This is a genomic window from Catellatospora sichuanensis, from assembly GCF_007483665.1.
GTDB classification, from domain to species: Bacteria; Actinomycetota; Actinomycetes; order Mycobacteriales; family Micromonosporaceae; genus Catellatospora; species Catellatospora sichuanensis.
This window is the reverse complement of record NZ_ML660186.1, coordinates 214,533-228,411: the sequence shown is the minus strand read 5'-3', so window position 1 is coordinate 228,411 and position 13,879 is coordinate 214,533. Positions and strand designations below refer to the sequence as shown.

Sequence of the window (13,879 nt, the reverse complement as noted above, 5' to 3'; positions counted from 1 at the left end):
TGTCCCCCGTGGCGGTGGAACCCGGCCGCCGTCGCCGGGCGGCGACGGCAATGCCGTGTTCCGGGCAGCACCGACCGGCCCCCGGGCATGGCGGAGCCGGGCGGCGATGCGTGAGCGGATCTCTGTCCGGCGCGCCAGGGCGGCCGGAAACCTGGGTGTGGCCTACCCCTTGAGGGCTCCCGCGGACAGGCCGTTGAGGATGCTGCGCTGGAAGATCATGAACAGGACAACCATCGGGATGCTGGCGATGGCGAGGCCCGCGAACATCTCGTTGTTGGTCACCCGTCCGGTCTCGGCCAGTCGGCTCAGCGCCACGCTGATGGTCTGGCCCTCCGGGTCCTGCAGCACCAGCAGCGGCCAGATGAAGTCCTTCCAGGACCCGATGATCGCGAAGATGGAGACCACCGCCAGCACCGGCCGCGACAGCGGCAGGATGATGTGCCACAGCAGCCGGAACCGCCCCGCGCCGTCGATGCCCGCCGAGTCGAGCAGGTCGTTGGGGATCTGGTCGAAGAAACGCTTGAGCACGTAGATGTTGAAGGCGTTGGCCGCGCCCGGCAGCCACAGCGCCCACGGAGTGTTGAGCAGGTTGACCCCGAAGATCGGCACCTCGGCCACGGTCAGGTAGGCGGGCACCAGCAGCGCCGCGGCCGGCAGCATCAGGCTGGCCAGCATGCCGCCCAGCACCACGTTGCCGAGCACCGGGCGCAGCTTCGACAGGGCGTACGCCGCCGCCACGTCGACGATCAGCTGGATGAGCCAGCCGCCGAGCGCGTAGAACGCCGTGTTGACCATGTAGCGCCCGACCTCGAGCCGGTTCCACGCGTCGAGGTAGGTCTCCGGGTGCCACTCGGTCGGCAGGATGGTCGGCGGCGTCTGGGCCAGCTCGATCGGCGTCTTGAAAGCGCCGATGATCATCCAGTACAGCGGGCCGATGAACATCAGCACGAAGGCCACCGCCATCGCACCCAGCACCAGCCGGTAGATCAGGCGGCCGTGGCCGCGGCGCAGGTCGGCCTCCGAGATCAGGGATCGCGTCGTCGAGCTCATCTGGGATCCTCCTCAGTCGGCCTTGCGGGTGAGCCGCAGGTAGAGGGCCGAGAACGCACCGAGCACGATGAACAGCAGCACGCTCATCGCCGCGGCCATGCCGAAGTCGTTGTTGACGGTGAACGCGTACCGGTAGATGAGGATCATCACCGTGATGGTCTCGGGGTTGGTGGCGCCGGTGAGCTGATAGGGCTCGATGAAGACCTGCATCGTGGCGACGATCTGCAGCAGCAGCAGGACCAGCATGATGAAGCGCATCTGCGGGATGGTCACGTGCCTGATGCGCTGCCAGACCGAGGCGCCGTCGAGTTCGGCGGCCTCGTAGAGCTCACCCGGGATGCCGGCCAGGCCGGCCAGGTACATGATGGTCGCGCCGCCCATGTTGGCCCAGGTCGAGACCAGTACCAGCGAGATCATCGCCATCTTCGGCGACTGCGTCCAGTCGGAGGTGGGCAGGCCCACGCCGGACAGGATCGCGTTGAACAGGCCCGTGCCGGGGTCGTAGAAGTACTGCCACAGCAGCACGCTGACAATCGGCGGCAGCATCACCGGCAGGTAGACCGCGAACCGGAAGAAGCCCTTGGCGTGCCGGAACTCGTTGATGACCAGGGCCAGCACGAACGGCACCGCGAACCCGAACAGCAGCGCCAGGCCGGTGAACTCCAGTGTGTTCAGCCATGCGGTGGCGAACAGCGGGTCGTCCAGCACCGCCTGGTAGTTGTCGAACCCGACCCAGATCGGGTCGGTGACGAAGTTGTCCTGCTGGAAGCTGAGGATGATGCCCTTGACCAGCGGCCACCAGGAGAACAGGCCGAAGCAGAGCAGGCCTGCCGTCAGGAAGACGTACGCCTGCAGGTTGTCGCCGATCTTACGACGCAGCCTCGCCGTGCGGGCCGAGCCCGGCCCCCCGGGCCCGCCGTCGCGCCCCGTCCCCTGTGTCACCGCTGCCGTGGTCTCCGGCGCGATCACCGTCATCGTCGTGCTTCCTCTCCTGCTGTGCTGAACCCGGTGTGCCTGGTCGGCAGGTGGGTCCCGGACCTGCGCCGGTCGTTCGTCCTGGTGGCCTGCCACCCGGACGCCCTACCGGCGCCCCCGCGGTCCGGGACCCTACCGCGTCACTTGACGGTCGACAGGATGGTGTTGACCTGCTTCTCGGCGTCCGCCAGCAGCTTGGCGATGTCGGCGTTCTGGTCGGTCAGCACCTTCTGCATGGCCGTGTCCAGCACCGCGTAGATCTGCTGCGCCAGCGGCGGCTCGAGCTTCAGCGGGATGGTGGTGGCGGTGGCGAGGAACGGCCCGAAGTTCTCCGACGGGATGTTGGCGTGCTTCTTGGTCGCCTCCTCCCACTTGGCCAGCGAGGCACCGGTCCAGATGTTCGGCTGGGGCAGGCCCACCGGCTGGCCCTTGGCGGCAGCCTTCTCGTTGTCTGCCGCGATGCGGTCCGGGTCGAGCGCGCCGCCCTTGAAGGACAGCCAGGTCAGGCCAGCCTTGATCTTCTCCGGGCTGAGGCCGGCCTTGAACATGTAGCCGTCGCCGCCGCCCAGGGTGCCCTGGCCGCCGGGGATGCCGCCGAGACCGAAGTCCTCGTACTTGGCCTTGTACTGGTTCACGATGACGGGGAAGTTGTCCGCCGAGCCGATGTACATGCCGAGCTTGCCGGAGGCCATCATCTGCAGCAGGTCGGCCCACTCGAGCAGCTGGCGCTGGCCCATCGTGTTGTCCGTCCAGCGCATGTCCTTCAACTGCTGCAGGACCTGCTTGCCCTTGTCGTTGTTGAAGGCGGCCTTCCAGGCGTCGCCCTCCTTGACGGCGACGTCGCCACCGATGGAGTACATCTCCGCGGTGAAGTGCCAGCCGCCGGTGTTGTTCTTGCTGTAGTCGCCGTAGCCGACGGTGCCGTTGCCCAGCGCCGCGATCTTCTTGGCCGCCTCACGGACCTCTTCCCAGGTCTTGGGCGGGCTCGCCGGGTCGAGACCGGCCTTGGTGAACAGCGTCCGGTTGTAGACCAGGCCCAGCGAGTAGTTGGCCACCGGCACGCCGTAGACCTTGCCGTCGCCACCGGTGAACACCTTCATCAGGTCCGGCTTGACGTCCTTGATCGACGGGAACTCCGCCAGCTGCGCCGAGATGTCCTGCACCTGACGCTTGGCGATCAGGCTCGCCGGGTCGGTCAGGTAGACGTAGAAGACGTCCTCCAGCTGGCCACCGGCCAGCTTGGTGGCGAACTGCTGGGGGTCCATGAACCCCTCTTTGGCGTCGATCTTGATGTTCGGGTACTTGGCCTCGAACGCCTTGACGTCGTCCTCGAAGTTCTTGCGGTTGACCGCGTCCGTCGCCGGGGGCATCCCGTTGACGGTGATGGTCACCGGACCGCTCGGGGTCGCCGGCTCCTCGCTGGCGCAGGCCGCGCCGAGCATCGTCGTGCCGGCCACCAGCGCGAGCGCCAGCGACTTGCCGAGCAAACGTCGGTTCATCGGTTCTCCGATCCCTTCTGTATGCACACTCCGAGCCTCAGCCGGCCCGGCGGCTCCGGCAGCGGCGAGCGCTCCGGGTTGTTAATCGCGCATTGCGGCCACGTCGCTCGGGGGTTACAGCGCCGTGGCGTGAGCAGAAGGATAGGCGCGCTCGCGCCCGGAAGTCCAGAGGATGACGCAAAAACGTGATGACTCGTTTGCCATCCACTTGCACAGCCCCGCAAGTTCGTGACTCATCGATATTATCTGTCAAGAAGGGCGCGACCAGCCCATTCCCTTGATCGCTACCGCTCCCACGGGCCCGGCCGCCCCCAAGATCGCTCGACTTGCCTGGCAAGTGTGCGTATCTTGCACGCCCACACCCCCACGTGCCAGGCAACTCGAACGATCACTCACCCACCCCGACTCCCGACGCACCCACCCCGCGCCCACCCCGCGGCGCAACTCTTGAAGAGTCGCGGTCTCCCGGTAGGCGTGAAGGCGCGACTCTTCAGGAGTTGTGGCAGGTGGGAGGCCCGATGCGCACCCTCGGCGGGCCCGGTCGGAGGTGAGGCGGCGGCGCGACTCGGGACCCCGGCCGGGCGGGCGGCGTGGCCGAAGGTCGGGCGTGGGGCGTGGCCGAAGGTCGGGCGTGGGGCGTGGTCGAAGGCCGGGCGGGCGGTGCGGCCGAAGGCCGGGCGTGGGACGGTGGCGGATCCGAAGGCCGGGCACGGAGCGGTGGCGCACCCGGCGACGGGGGGCGTGGTGGTCGGGGCTTGCCGCCGGCTTCGTTGCGGGCGGGGACCGGGGTGCACGGGTAGGCCTAGGCGCGCACCGGGCACGGGCCGGTGGTGCTGCGGACGATCAGCTCGGGGTCGAACAGCACCTCTTCGGCCGCCGCCGGACGGCCTTCCAGCTGCGACAGCAGGGAGATCACCGCCGCGCCGGCCATGGCCCGGACCGGTTGGCGCACCGTGGTCAGGGGCGGGTCGGTCACGCCCATGAAGGTCGAGTCGTCGAAGCCGACCACCGACACGTCGTCCGGGACCTCCAGGCCCTGCTTGCGCACCGCCCGCACCGCGCCCAGCGCCAGCGCGTCACTGGCACACACCAGGCCGGTCACACCCGCCGCCAGCAGCCGGTTCGCCGCACCACGGCCGCCTTCGACGGTGAACACGGTGTGGTCCACCCAGCGCCGCCAGCGGGTCTCGCCGCGTTCCTCCCAGAACTTCGCGAACCCGGCCAGCTTGCGGGCCGACGGCACGTGCCCGACGGGCCCCAGGATCAGCCCGATCTTCTCGTGGCCCAGCCCCGCGAGGTGCGCCAGCGCCTGCTCGGCCGCGCCCGTGTCGTCGACGCAGATCCGGGCCACGCCGAGGTTCTCGTCGGCCGCGTTGATCAGCACTATCGGCAGCCTGCGCTCGGTGAGCTGCTTGATCGCGGCAGGCCCGGCGTCGGCGTAGCTGCTGCCGACGAACACGATCCCGCCGACCTGCTGCGCCAGCAGCATCTCGATGTAGTGCGCCTCGGACACCCCGTCGGAGGTGCGCGTGCACAGCACCGGCACCAGCCCGCGCTGGATCAGCGACACTCCGATGACCTCGGCGAACGCCGGGAAGATCGGGTTGCTGAGATCGGGCACGACCAGCCCGATCAGCCGTGCGCGCTCACTGCGCACCGGCTCCGGCCGGGCGAAGCCGAACACGTCCAGCGCCGTCAGCACCGCGTCACGGGTCGCCTGGGACACCCCCGGCTTGCCCCGCAGCACCCGGCTCACGGTCGCCTCGGAGACCCCCGCGAACTTCGCCACCGCCGAAAGCCTGCTCGTCGTCACCCCCGGGATCTTACAGCAACCAGTGCAAAAACCAAGCCAGCCCGCGCAACCTGTTGCACGCTCGTGAACGCCCAGCTCACCGGCCTTCGTCAGGCGGGTGGGCCGAAGGAGAGTGCGAGGCGCAGGACGGCGTCACGGAGCGGAAGGAGGCGGCGAGCCTGGGACATGCGGTTGACGAGAAGGGACGCGGCGGCCATGCGCTGGGTGGGGCGGCGGCGTGCCCGGTCGTACGCCCGCAGCCCCGCCGCCACGTCGCCGCCGGACAGGCACCGGGCCAGCGTGACCCCGTCGATGATCGCCTGGCAGGCGCCCTGGCCGAGATCGGGAGTCATCGCGTGGGCCGCGTCGCCGAGCAGCGCCACGTTGCCCGCCGTATACGACGGCAGCGCCGGAGCCAGGTGGTGCAGATCGTGCCGGATCACGTGCGAGGTGGCGTACCGGTCGAGCACGGCCGGGATCGGATCGTGCCAGTGGCCGAAGACGCGGCGCAGCTCGTCGGCGTCGTCGAGGGCGGGACGGTAGCCCTCGGGCGCGGTCAGCACGGCATACCAGTTGGCGCGGCCCGGCCCCTGCGGGGTGACCCCGAAGCGGGCGCCGACTCCCCAGGTCTCGCCGCCGGCCTCGGTGTCCAGGTCGGCGGTGCCGCGCCACACGGTCGCGCCCGCGTAACGCAGGCCGTGCCGGTCACCGAACAGCGCGGCGCGGATCCGGCTGCCGATGCCGTCGGCCGCGACCACGACGTCATGGTCGCGGCGCAGCTCGGTGACGTCGTCGACGGGGCGGCCGAAGCGGACCACGTTCGCGGGCAGCGCCTGGCCGAGCACGCCGAGCAGGGCCGGCCGGGACACCAGGTGGACCGGCTCGCCGTGGCGTTCCCGCACCTTGTCCATGTCGAGGGCGACGATGCGCGACCCGTCGGGCCGGCGGATCGCACCGCTGCGCTGGGGCAGCCCCGCGGCGCGCACGGCCCCGCCGATGCCGAGTTCGTCGAGCGCGCGCAGCGCCGACGGCCAGATGCCCAGGCCGGTGCCGGTGGTCGGGAACGTGTCGCTGCGCTCGTACACGCAGACCTGCCAGCCCGCGGCCCGCAGGCCGATGGCGGTCGCCAGACCACCGATGCCGCCACCTACGACGGCTGCCGTCCTCGTCATGTCCCGAACGTACTACAGCTGTAGTGCCCTCAACTACAGCTGTAGTATGAATCTCATGTCCGACCGCAGGGAGCAGGTGCTCGACGCCGCGATCGCCGTGCTCGGCACGAAAGGCTTGCGCGCGCTGACGCACCGCGCGGTCGACGCCCAGGCCGGGCTGCCGGAGGGCTCGACGTCGAACAGCTTCCGCACCCGGGATGCCCTGGTCGGCGGCGTCCTCGACCGGCTCGTCGAGATCGAGACGGCGGTGTGGCAGCGCCTTGCCGGGCAGCGCCCGCCCCGCTCGCTGGATGAATTCGCCCAGCTCATAGGAGATATGGTCGGCGAGGTGACCGGCCCGGCGAAGGCACTGACGCTGGCCCGGCACGCGATCTTCCACGAGGCGGCGTTCCAGCCAGGGCTACAGCAGAAGATCCGTGCGGCACGGCAACGGCTGGCGACGTGGGGCGAGCCGTGGCTGGCGCAGTTCGGCTCGACCGCCCCGCAGGCCGACTACCTGACCGTGCTCGCCCTGGTCGACGGCCTGGTGGCCATCCAGCTAGCCTGCCCCGAGCCCGACTTCGACCCGACGCCGTCCATCCTCACCACACTGCGCGGCATGACCACCATTTGATCTGCATCGGTGATGCCCCCCGGGCCGACGGTCGGCGCTCGACCGCCAACCTGGGTGCTCAGTCGCGGCCGAGCCAGGTGGTGACGCATACCTCGTTGCCCTCAGGGTCGGCTAGCACCCGGAACGCGGGCGCCTCCTTGTCGTAGACCACTCGCCCGCCGGCGGCGACGGCCGCCGCGACGCGCCGATCCGCTTCGTCGTGCGGCACCGAGATGTCCAGGTGGATGCGATTGCGCTGGGTGCGCGGCCGGTCCATCTGCTGGAACCACACCGTCGGACCTTGACCGTACGGGTCGACGACGGCCGCCCCCGGATCGTCGCCCACCTCGGCGTAACCGAGCACCGCCAGCCAGAACGGACGCACCGCGGCGATGTCGAGCGCGTCGATCGCGATCTCCAGCAGCTGGACGACGCGCTGCCGCCCACCGACGGCATCGGTCGTGTGCCCGGCCTCCGTCAACGCGGCCGACACCCGCACCGCCAGCTCGGTCTCCCGGCCGGTCACCCGCATCTCGCCGGGCACCTGGACGGTCAGCAGTACCCGGTCCCCGCGCAGGTCGAGCAGCAGGTGGCGCTCGGCGCCAGGACCCGCGGCCGCCACGGCCAGCGAGGCCACCTCCGCCGCCTGCGCCAGCGACGACACCTCGACAGCGGTGCACAGCGAGCCGAGCACGAACCGCCAGCCGTGACCGGTGACCGCTTCGGACGCCTGCTGCCGGGTGAGGACCGTTTCGCTCATACTCCGATGCTTCCAGGGCACGGCACGCGCGTACAGCGCTCATGGTGCCGACTCGGGTAGCCTTGCCCGCCATGAGCGGTGGGCAAGGGCAACACGACGATCCACTCGACCGCCTGGCGGCCGAAGAGGACTGGAGCCGCCGCGCCAAGGCGGTCGAGAACCAGGTGGCACGCGAGCGGCGGATACCCTCGCTACGTCCGGGGCGCACGCCGCGACCGCGGCGCGACCGCGAACCGCGCGGCGGCATCTCCCTCATCTTCGTCGCGCTCGTCGTCGTCATGCTGGTCAGCGCCGTGGCGATGTGGACCGGCATCGGACATCCGTCGCTGGTCGTGTTCTTCTTCGTGCTTTCCGGCTGGCTGGTCACGCTCTGCCTGCACGAGTTCTCCCACGCGCTGACCGCGCACCGCGGCGGCGACCACACCGTGGCCGAGAAGGGCTACCTACGCCTCGACCCGCGCAAGTACGGCCACCCGGTGCTCACGCTGCTGCTGCCGATGCTGTGGCTGCTCATCGGGGGACTGCCGCTGCCCGGCGGCGCCGTCATGATCGAGAGCCACCGCCTGCGCAACCGCTTCCGCGACGCCCTGGTCTCCGCAGCCGGACCCGCGGTCAACGTCGTGGCCGCCGCAGGGCTACTCCTCGTCATCTCGGTCGCCGGACCGTCGTCCGCCTTCGACCCGTCCGAGCAGCACATGGTCTTCTGGGAAGGGCTGGCCTTCCTCGCCTACCTGCAGGTCGCGACCGCCATCCTCAACCTGCTGCCGGTGCCGGGCCTGGACGGATACGGGATGATCGAGCCCTACCTGTCCCCCGGCGCGCGCCACGCGGGCAACAAGATCAAGCCGTTCGGCATCCTGATCGTCTTCGCCCTGCTGTACTTCCCGCTGGCCGGAGGTCTGTTCCGCGACGCAACCGCATTCTTCCTCGACGTCTCCGGCGTGCCCACCAGCCTGGCCGACTACGGCAACCACCTCTTCCAGTTCTGGAAGAGCTGGTGACGACCCCGAACGAGATCCGGCGGGTGACCGCGCCGTCATCCACCGGGTCCCCGGGCGGTCAGATGTCGAACTCGCCGTCCTTGGCCGACCTCAGGAACGCCGTCCATTCCTCGTGAGTGAACACGACAACGGGTTCGCTCGTCCGAGCTCGGCGAATGCGCACCTTGCCGTCGCCCATGCCGACCTCGACGCAAGCTGCGGTATCGCAGTATGAGCCGACGTTCCACTCGATGTTCCGACTGTCCGATGTCATGGATCGACCCTTCATCGGTGGCTGGCAACCCAGCGTACAAGTCGACAACGGCCGTGACGATCCACGACGGAACAGTTGGCACAACGCGACAGGTCCGTTCCCACCCGGGGAACGGACCTGTTGGGGACGACGTCAGTCGGTGACGAAGTCCCCCGCCCTCACCCCCGCGATGAAGGCGGCGAACTCCTGGCGGGAAAAACGAAGGACCGGGCCTTGCGGGTCCTTCGAATCACGCACTGCGACGCCGTGGTCGAGCTGCGCGACCTCCACACAGGCACCGCTGTCGCAGTAACTGCTCCTGCGCCAGCCGACTGCGGCCTCGAGAGTGGACATGCGGAAACACTGATCCTTTCTGTTGTTGGCGGGAGTGGTCTTTCAGGCGGCCGAGCCGCCTAGCTATCGGACTCCGCCCGCAAGGCCGCGATACGGGCCTCAAGCAGACGACTGGAGCGCTCTGCGCTGTACGACCTGCGCTCGATCGCATCAAAAATCCGGCGATGGAGCGAAACATCACCTGGATCATGGAGAATCTCGTCTCTCGCCCAGCTTTCGCGGTAGAGGACGGCGTCATTTTCGCTGCCGAGTTCGAGAACGCTGAACTGCCCGAGAGTGACGGCGAGCCCGGCCAGGGGAAGGGGCACGATCCTCAGAATGATCTTTCCCTCGACGAGGTGTCGCATCAGGTGCTGGAGCTGCTCGATCGCAACCTCACGGTCATCTGCGGTTCGAAGCAGCACCGACTCATCGATCGTCAGGATGTAGGTCGGCCGGTCCGCACGGTCGAAGATGTGTTCGTGCCTACGCAGACGGACCTCGAGCCGTGCCGCACGCTGATCATCTGTGATCATGCGAAGCTCGCTGTTCCAGAAGTTCAGGACCATCTCGGCATGCCGTGGCGTCTGCAGCACACCTGGAACCAGGGCCGGCGAGAAGGTCCGGATCGCCGTGGCCTGACTCTCGAACTGCATCAACTGCATCAGTGCGGGGGTGAGATGAGCGCGATAGCGGGGAGTGTCCCACCAACCGGCAACGCGACGACGGGCAATCCTGGCGTCTTGAACGAGTTCCGCGACGGTGGCTGGATCACCCACCTCGAGCTTCGCCAGCAGAGCGCGCAGGTCCGTGCCGGAGAGGGTCACTTCGCCGCTCTCAATGCGCTGCACCTTGGACAGCGACCAGTCGAGAGCAGTGGCGACATCCCCCTGCGTCAGCTCGGCCGCCTCGCGCCATCCCCGGAGCGCGAGGCGGAGTCGACGGCGGGCCACGGCAGGCAGATCACCTGAGACCATCGCGGCCCTCCCGATCGTCACCCGTTCCGTGATCTAGCCGTACAGCAGATTGGGATGCCGCTGTGTGATGCAACGCACAGACGTTACACCGCGGCATCCCGGTTGGACACCACCATCGAAAAGCGATGTCAATTCGTGTCCGCGTGGTACTCCATCGCCCGCACCAGACCACGCCTGACCTGCTCGAACATCCGCTCGTCAGTGGTCGCGAACAGCACCTGGTACGACCCTCGGTAGAACCCGCGCAACTCGTACGAGTGAGTCCTGGTCCGCCAGCAGCCACGGGCCCCGACCAGGAACGCCGCGGCGATGGTCGCCGCGACCGACATCGCACCGGTCCCGAGCACCGGCCAGGCGGTCGCCGCGACGACGCCCGCGGTGCCTGTGGCGTAGAGCCGGGTGGTGGCCCCGCCACCGCCGGCCCGGTCGGCCGGGACGCAGACGATGTGCACCCCGTGCAGTCCGCGCAGGGCGAACCGGCGGGGCTCAGGGCTGTACACCTCAAGGTACCGGTGGTCGATGTGTGCGCACGGGCCTCGGTAGTAGACGGGCATCCTTTCTCTCCCTTGAACGGCCCTTGCAGGGAGAGAGTTGCATGAGTAAAGATGACATGTGACGGTCCTCCTTCCCCGCGTGGGATGAGGCCAAGAGCGGCGCCCGGTGCCAGCCGGGCGCTGTTCCTGTTCCAGGAAACATGTCGTTTCCTTACCGCTCAGTATGGGTTGGACAGACGTTGATCGCCATACCGCACTCTGCGGTACCGCTGATTTGAACGAACATTAAAGTGAATCACGTCCGATCGCGACCGCCTCACCGCCGATGGCCTGGTACACAACGCCTTCAGCCACCGGCGACGAGATCGGCGGCATCACATCTGCAGACCCTCCTCGATGGTCTTGAGCTTGTGCCGGGCCATCGCCAGGTTGGCCCGTGACCGGACGAGCACCAGGTAGAGGAAGAGCCCCTGGGTGTTGCGGCTGGTCAGCGGCCTGATGACGTGGTACTGCACACCCAGCGTGATCAGGATGTCCTCGATCGAGTCCTTGAGCTTGAGCATCTCCAGGGTGCGCAGCTTGGCCCGGACCACGTCGGTGTTGCCCGCGGCGGCGATGGTCAGGTCCAGCTCCTTGGCGCTGCCGAGCGTGCCCAGGGCCATGCCGCTGGTGTAGTCCACGAGCGCGACACCCACCGCGCCCTCGATCTGCATCGCTTCCTGGAGCGAGCTTTCCATGTCAGCCATGGTGGAACCTCGTTTTCGTTCGACAAGGGATGGTCGGTTGTTCAGCGGATCTCGACGTGCTGTACGAGTTCTCCGATGCGCGCCGCGACGGGTCGCGCCTCGTGGTGCAGGCGGGCGACGTTCAGTTCCCGGCCGGCGATGACGGTGAGCAGGGCCGACGCCCCGGCCGCGAAGGTCGCCACGTAACCGTTGGTCGCGGCCGTTACCGTCTCCCGGAACTCCCCCCTTCGCACCGCGGCGATGATCTGCTGCCCCAGGCCGAGCTGAGCGGCCGACATCGCGGCGAAGACCTCCGGCTCGATGCCTTCGGCGTCCTGTGCGATGAGCAGCCCGTCGACGCTCGCCACGAGCACACCGACCACGTGTGGCAGCCGAACGCGCAGCTCGCGTATCTCGGCGAGCACCGGACTGTCTGGGGCCAAAGGGATGACTCCTCTCTTCCTACCGCGTAGGACCGATCTCAGAAGGTCTCGTTTCACAGCGCCCCCAACCCGGCGATGAGACGGGTGAGGATCTGCTCCGACACGCGGGTCTCCGGCGTGCCGGCGAGTTCGGTGCGCCGAACGGGCTCGTGCCGGATGGCGCGGCGCGGCAGCGGGATGTGCGGCTGCGGCTCACCGTCCGGTTCGGCCGGCGGGTCGGGCGCGGGTTCGGCCACGGGTTTCGCGTGCCGTCCCGGCTGCGCCGCGGCGGGCGCCGCGGGTGCGGTGGTCAGTCCGGCGGCGGCCCTTGCCCGCACCGTGGCGACCGACTCCGCGGCCGCGGAGCCGCCGGGGCGGCCGGGCTCGACCAGGCCGGTACGCGCCATCCGGCGCACCTCGAGCATGACGGTGAACGTGTCGCGGCCGAGCAGCCGGGCGAGGTCGATCGGGCTGCGGCGGCGGTCGGCGTTGGCCACCACCTCCCATTGCAGCGCGGTGAGCGCGACGCACTGCGAGCGCAGCCGGCGCTGGGGCAGCACGGCCGCGGTGTCGATGGCGGCGTCCGGCCAGGCGTCGGCGAGCAGCCGCTTGCGCCGGTCCACCTCCTGGCACACCGTACGCAGGTCGAGGGTGCGCAGGTGGCCGACGGGGTGCCGGGCGCGGTGCTCGAAGTGCGCCGACACCACGAGGTCGAACAGGAAGAACGCCGCGTCGTAGAGGGCGATCACGCCGAGCGCCTCCAGCTCGACCTGGGTGACCAGCCCGGCGTCGACGAGTTCGGGCCCGATGCGGTGCTGGGCCCGCCCGGCGGTGACGGCGGCGCGCCAGGCCTCGGCGGGCAGCCGGCCGGACGCGGTGAGCAGGCGCTCCACTCCGGAGGCGACGGGGGTCTCGGCGTAGGCGATGCGCCCGTCGACGACGTACACCACGCCGCCGGGCGGGTCGAGGATGCGCAGGGCACCGGTGACCCCGGCTGCGCACCACGGTTCGAGGGACTCCCGCAGCAGCGGCGGGCGTGAGCTCTTCGACATGCGCCGGATCAGTTCGCACTGAACTGGGCGGCGATCACGCTGAGCTGGCGCTGCGCCATGACGAGGTTGCCGACCGCGCGGTCGAGCCAGATGTAGAGCACCATGCGCGCCTCGACCTCCGTCGAGAGCAGGCGCATGACGTGGTATCCGTTGCCCGCCGTGATCACGATGTCCTCGACGTGGGCGGGCTGGCCGACCGTGGCGAAAGCGGCGGTCTGCATGGTCGCGTGGATCATGCCGACGGCGTCGGCGGGGGTGTCGTCGCGGCTGCCCGGTCCGCGCCCGGCCGCGCCGATTACCGAGCCGCTGGGGAAGTCGATGAGGCTGGCGCCGTGGACGCCTTGTAGGGCCATCAAACGGTGAAGACAGTCGTCGATGTCAAGCACACCCGCTCCCCGGAAGAACATGGCGCCACCCACGATTCGCGTCACCGCCGAGACGCCCGGAAACGCTGCGGTGGTAACGGGTAGCTCGGTGAAGACTACAACAGGTGACCGAGATAAAGGATGGTTCAGGTGAAAACTATTCGTTCGCAACTTCTGCCCGAAAGGCCATTGAAGTCGTATATAGACGGTCGGGCAACGGGCGTGCCGAAGGCCGCTCCGCCGACCCCCGACCGCTCGGCAGGTTACGCACGTTCCACCTCGACGAATCGCACAAGCTGTCCGTCATCACGGGCTTGCTTTACGCAGTCGGCTGTCCTATGGCGACCATCGCTGGGGCCGCAGAAAACCGGGCGGGGGGGGGGGGGGGGGGGGGGGGGGCCCCCCCCCCCCCCCCCCCGGGGGGGCGGGTGGGCGGGG

The 13,879-nt window shown here is 69.1% G+C and carries 16 protein-coding genes; 2 read left to right on the top strand and 14 right to left on the bottom strand.

Going from position 1 to position 13,879, the window contains the following annotated elements; genetic code table 11:
* Window positions 1–162: 162 nt before the first annotated feature.
* The 5 genes from FLL47_RS06745 to FLL47_RS06720 form a co-directional block, all read right to left on the bottom strand.
* On the bottom strand, window positions 163–1,050 hold the full coding sequence (locus FLL47_RS06745; RefSeq protein WP_144119556.1) for a carbohydrate ABC transporter permease: 888 nt from the start codon (window positions 1,048–1,050) through the stop codon (window positions 163–165).
* Window positions 1,051–1,062: 12 nt separating this feature from the next.
* Window positions 1,063–2,025 carry a carbohydrate ABC transporter permease gene (locus FLL47_RS06740; RefSeq protein ID WP_144119555.1) on the bottom strand — a complete coding sequence of 321 codons (963 nt, stop codon included), beginning with the start codon at window positions 2,023–2,025 and terminating at the stop codon, window positions 1,063–1,065.
* A 140-nt stretch (window positions 2,026–2,165) separates the two neighbouring features.
* Window positions 2,166–3,524 carry an ABC transporter substrate-binding protein gene (locus FLL47_RS06735; RefSeq protein WP_144119554.1) on the bottom strand — a complete coding sequence of 453 codons (1,359 nt, stop codon included), beginning with the start codon at window positions 3,522–3,524 and terminating at the stop codon, window positions 2,166–2,168.
* A gap of 802 nt (window positions 3,525–4,326) precedes the next feature.
* A complete protein-coding gene (locus FLL47_RS06725; RefSeq protein ID WP_246157607.1) occupies window positions 4,327–5,337 on the bottom strand; it encodes a LacI family DNA-binding transcriptional regulator in 1,011 nt (336 codons plus the stop codon).
* Between the two features lie 89 nt (window positions 5,338–5,426).
* Complete coding sequence (locus tag FLL47_RS06720; protein ID WP_144119553.1) at window positions 5,427–6,488, bottom strand: FAD-dependent oxidoreductase; 1,062 nt, start codon at window positions 6,486–6,488, stop codon at window positions 5,427–5,429.
* Between the two features lie 55 nt (window positions 6,489–6,543).
* Here FLL47_RS06720 and FLL47_RS06715 point away from each other — a divergent pair, with 55 nt between their 5' ends.
* Window positions 6,544–7,101, top strand: coding sequence for a TetR/AcrR family transcriptional regulator (locus FLL47_RS06715; RefSeq protein ID WP_144119552.1), 558 nt, complete (start codon window positions 6,544–6,546; stop codon window positions 7,099–7,101).
* A gap of 58 nt (window positions 7,102–7,159) precedes the next feature.
* Here FLL47_RS06715 and FLL47_RS06710 read toward each other — a convergent pair whose 3' ends face one another.
* A complete protein-coding gene (locus FLL47_RS06710) occupies window positions 7,160–7,840 on the bottom strand; it encodes a VOC family protein (RefSeq protein ID WP_144119551.1) in 681 nt (226 codons plus the stop codon).
* Window positions 7,841–7,911: 71 nt separating this feature from the next.
* On the opposite strand from FLL47_RS06710, the gene FLL47_RS06705 reads away from it, so the two are divergent.
* The gene (locus FLL47_RS06705; protein ID WP_144119550.1) at window positions 7,912–8,841 is read left to right on the top strand and encodes a site-2 protease family protein; all 930 of its coding nucleotides are present in this window, start codon (window positions 7,912–7,914) and stop codon (window positions 8,839–8,841) included.
* Window positions 8,842–8,899: 58 nt separating this feature from the next.
* Here the strand turns inward: FLL47_RS06705 and FLL47_RS06700 are convergent, their stop codons facing one another.
* The 8 genes from FLL47_RS06700 to FLL47_RS06665 all read right to left on the bottom strand — a co-directional run bounded on the left by FLL47_RS06700 (window position 8,900) and on the right by FLL47_RS06665 (window position 13,462).
* Window positions 8,900–9,094, bottom strand: a complete 195-nt coding sequence (locus tag FLL47_RS06700) for a DUF397 domain-containing protein (RefSeq protein WP_186315590.1) — start codon at window positions 9,092–9,094, stop codon at window positions 8,900–8,902.
* 132 nt (window positions 9,095–9,226) lie between these two features.
* Entirely contained in the window at window positions 9,227–9,427 is a 201-nt protein-coding gene (locus tag FLL47_RS06695; protein ID WP_144119548.1) for a DUF397 domain-containing protein, read from the bottom strand.
* Window positions 9,428–9,486: 59 nt separating this feature from the next.
* Complete coding sequence (locus FLL47_RS06690; RefSeq protein ID WP_144119547.1) at window positions 9,487–10,383, bottom strand: helix-turn-helix domain-containing protein; 897 nt, start codon at window positions 10,381–10,383, stop codon at window positions 9,487–9,489.
* Between the two features lie 128 nt (window positions 10,384–10,511).
* Window positions 10,512–10,937, bottom strand: coding sequence for a DUF6232 family protein (locus FLL47_RS06685; RefSeq protein WP_144119546.1), 426 nt, complete (start codon window positions 10,935–10,937; stop codon window positions 10,512–10,514).
* A 314-nt stretch (window positions 10,938–11,251) separates the two neighbouring features.
* Entirely contained in the window at window positions 11,252–11,623 is a 372-nt protein-coding gene (locus tag FLL47_RS06680; protein WP_144119545.1) for a hypothetical protein, read from the bottom strand.
* A gap of 41 nt (window positions 11,624–11,664) precedes the next feature.
* A complete protein-coding gene (locus tag FLL47_RS06675; RefSeq protein ID WP_144119544.1) occupies window positions 11,665–12,045 on the bottom strand; it encodes a roadblock/LC7 domain-containing protein in 381 nt (126 codons plus the stop codon).
* Window positions 12,046–12,098: 53 nt separating this feature from the next.
* Entirely contained in the window at window positions 12,099–13,076 is a 978-nt protein-coding gene (locus FLL47_RS06670) for an ADAM 12 protein (RefSeq protein ID WP_144119543.1), read from the bottom strand.
* 8 nt (window positions 13,077–13,084) lie between these two features.
* Window positions 13,085–13,462, bottom strand: a complete 378-nt coding sequence (locus tag FLL47_RS06665) for a hypothetical protein (protein ID WP_144119542.1) — start codon at window positions 13,460–13,462, stop codon at window positions 13,085–13,087.
* Between the last annotated feature and the right edge of the window lie 417 nt (window positions 13,463–13,879).

What these genes read in the sequence shown, in the direction of transcription:
- FLL47_RS06745 (WP_144119556.1), bottom strand. Translation starts at nt 1,050, where the DNA reads ATGAGCTCGACGACGCGATCCCTGATCTCGGAGGCCGACCTGCGCCGC.
- FLL47_RS06740 (WP_144119555.1), bottom strand. Translation starts at nt 2,025, where the DNA reads ATGACGGTGATCGCGCCGGAGACCACGGCAGCGGTGACACAGGGGACG.
- FLL47_RS06735 (WP_144119554.1), bottom strand. Translation starts at nt 3,524, where the DNA reads ATGAACCGACGTTTGCTCGGCAAGTCGCTGGCGCTCGCGCTGGTGGCC.
- FLL47_RS06720 (WP_144119553.1), bottom strand. Translation starts at nt 6,488, where the DNA reads ATGACGAGGACGGCAGCCGTCGTAGGTGGCGGCATCGGTGGTCTGGCG.
- FLL47_RS06715 (WP_144119552.1), top strand. Translation starts at nt 6,544, where the DNA reads ATGTCCGACCGCAGGGAGCAGGTGCTCGACGCCGCGATCGCCGTGCTC.
- FLL47_RS06710 (WP_144119551.1), bottom strand. Translation starts at nt 7,840, where the DNA reads ATGAGCGAAACGGTCCTCACCCGGCAGCAGGCGTCCGAAGCGGTCACC.
- FLL47_RS06705 (WP_144119550.1), top strand. Translation starts at nt 7,912, where the DNA reads ATGAGCGGTGGGCAAGGGCAACACGACGATCCACTCGACCGCCTGGCG.
- FLL47_RS06700 (WP_186315590.1), bottom strand. Translation starts at nt 9,094, where the DNA reads ATGACATCGGACAGTCGGAACATCGAGTGGAACGTCGGCTCATACTGC.
- FLL47_RS06695 (WP_144119548.1), bottom strand. Translation starts at nt 9,427, where the DNA reads ATGTCCACTCTCGAGGCCGCAGTCGGCTGGCGCAGGAGCAGTTACTGC.
- FLL47_RS06690 (WP_144119547.1), bottom strand. Translation starts at nt 10,383, where the DNA reads ATGGTCTCAGGTGATCTGCCTGCCGTGGCCCGCCGTCGACTCCGCCTC.
- FLL47_RS06685 (WP_144119546.1), bottom strand. Translation starts at nt 10,937, where the DNA reads ATGCCCGTCTACTACCGAGGCCCGTGCGCACACATCGACCACCGGTAC.
- FLL47_RS06680 (WP_144119545.1), bottom strand. Translation starts at nt 11,623, where the DNA reads ATGGCTGACATGGAAAGCTCGCTCCAGGAAGCGATGCAGATCGAGGGC.
- FLL47_RS06670 (WP_144119543.1), bottom strand. Translation starts at nt 13,076, where the DNA reads ATGTCGAAGAGCTCACGCCCGCCGCTGCTGCGGGAGTCCCTCGAACCG.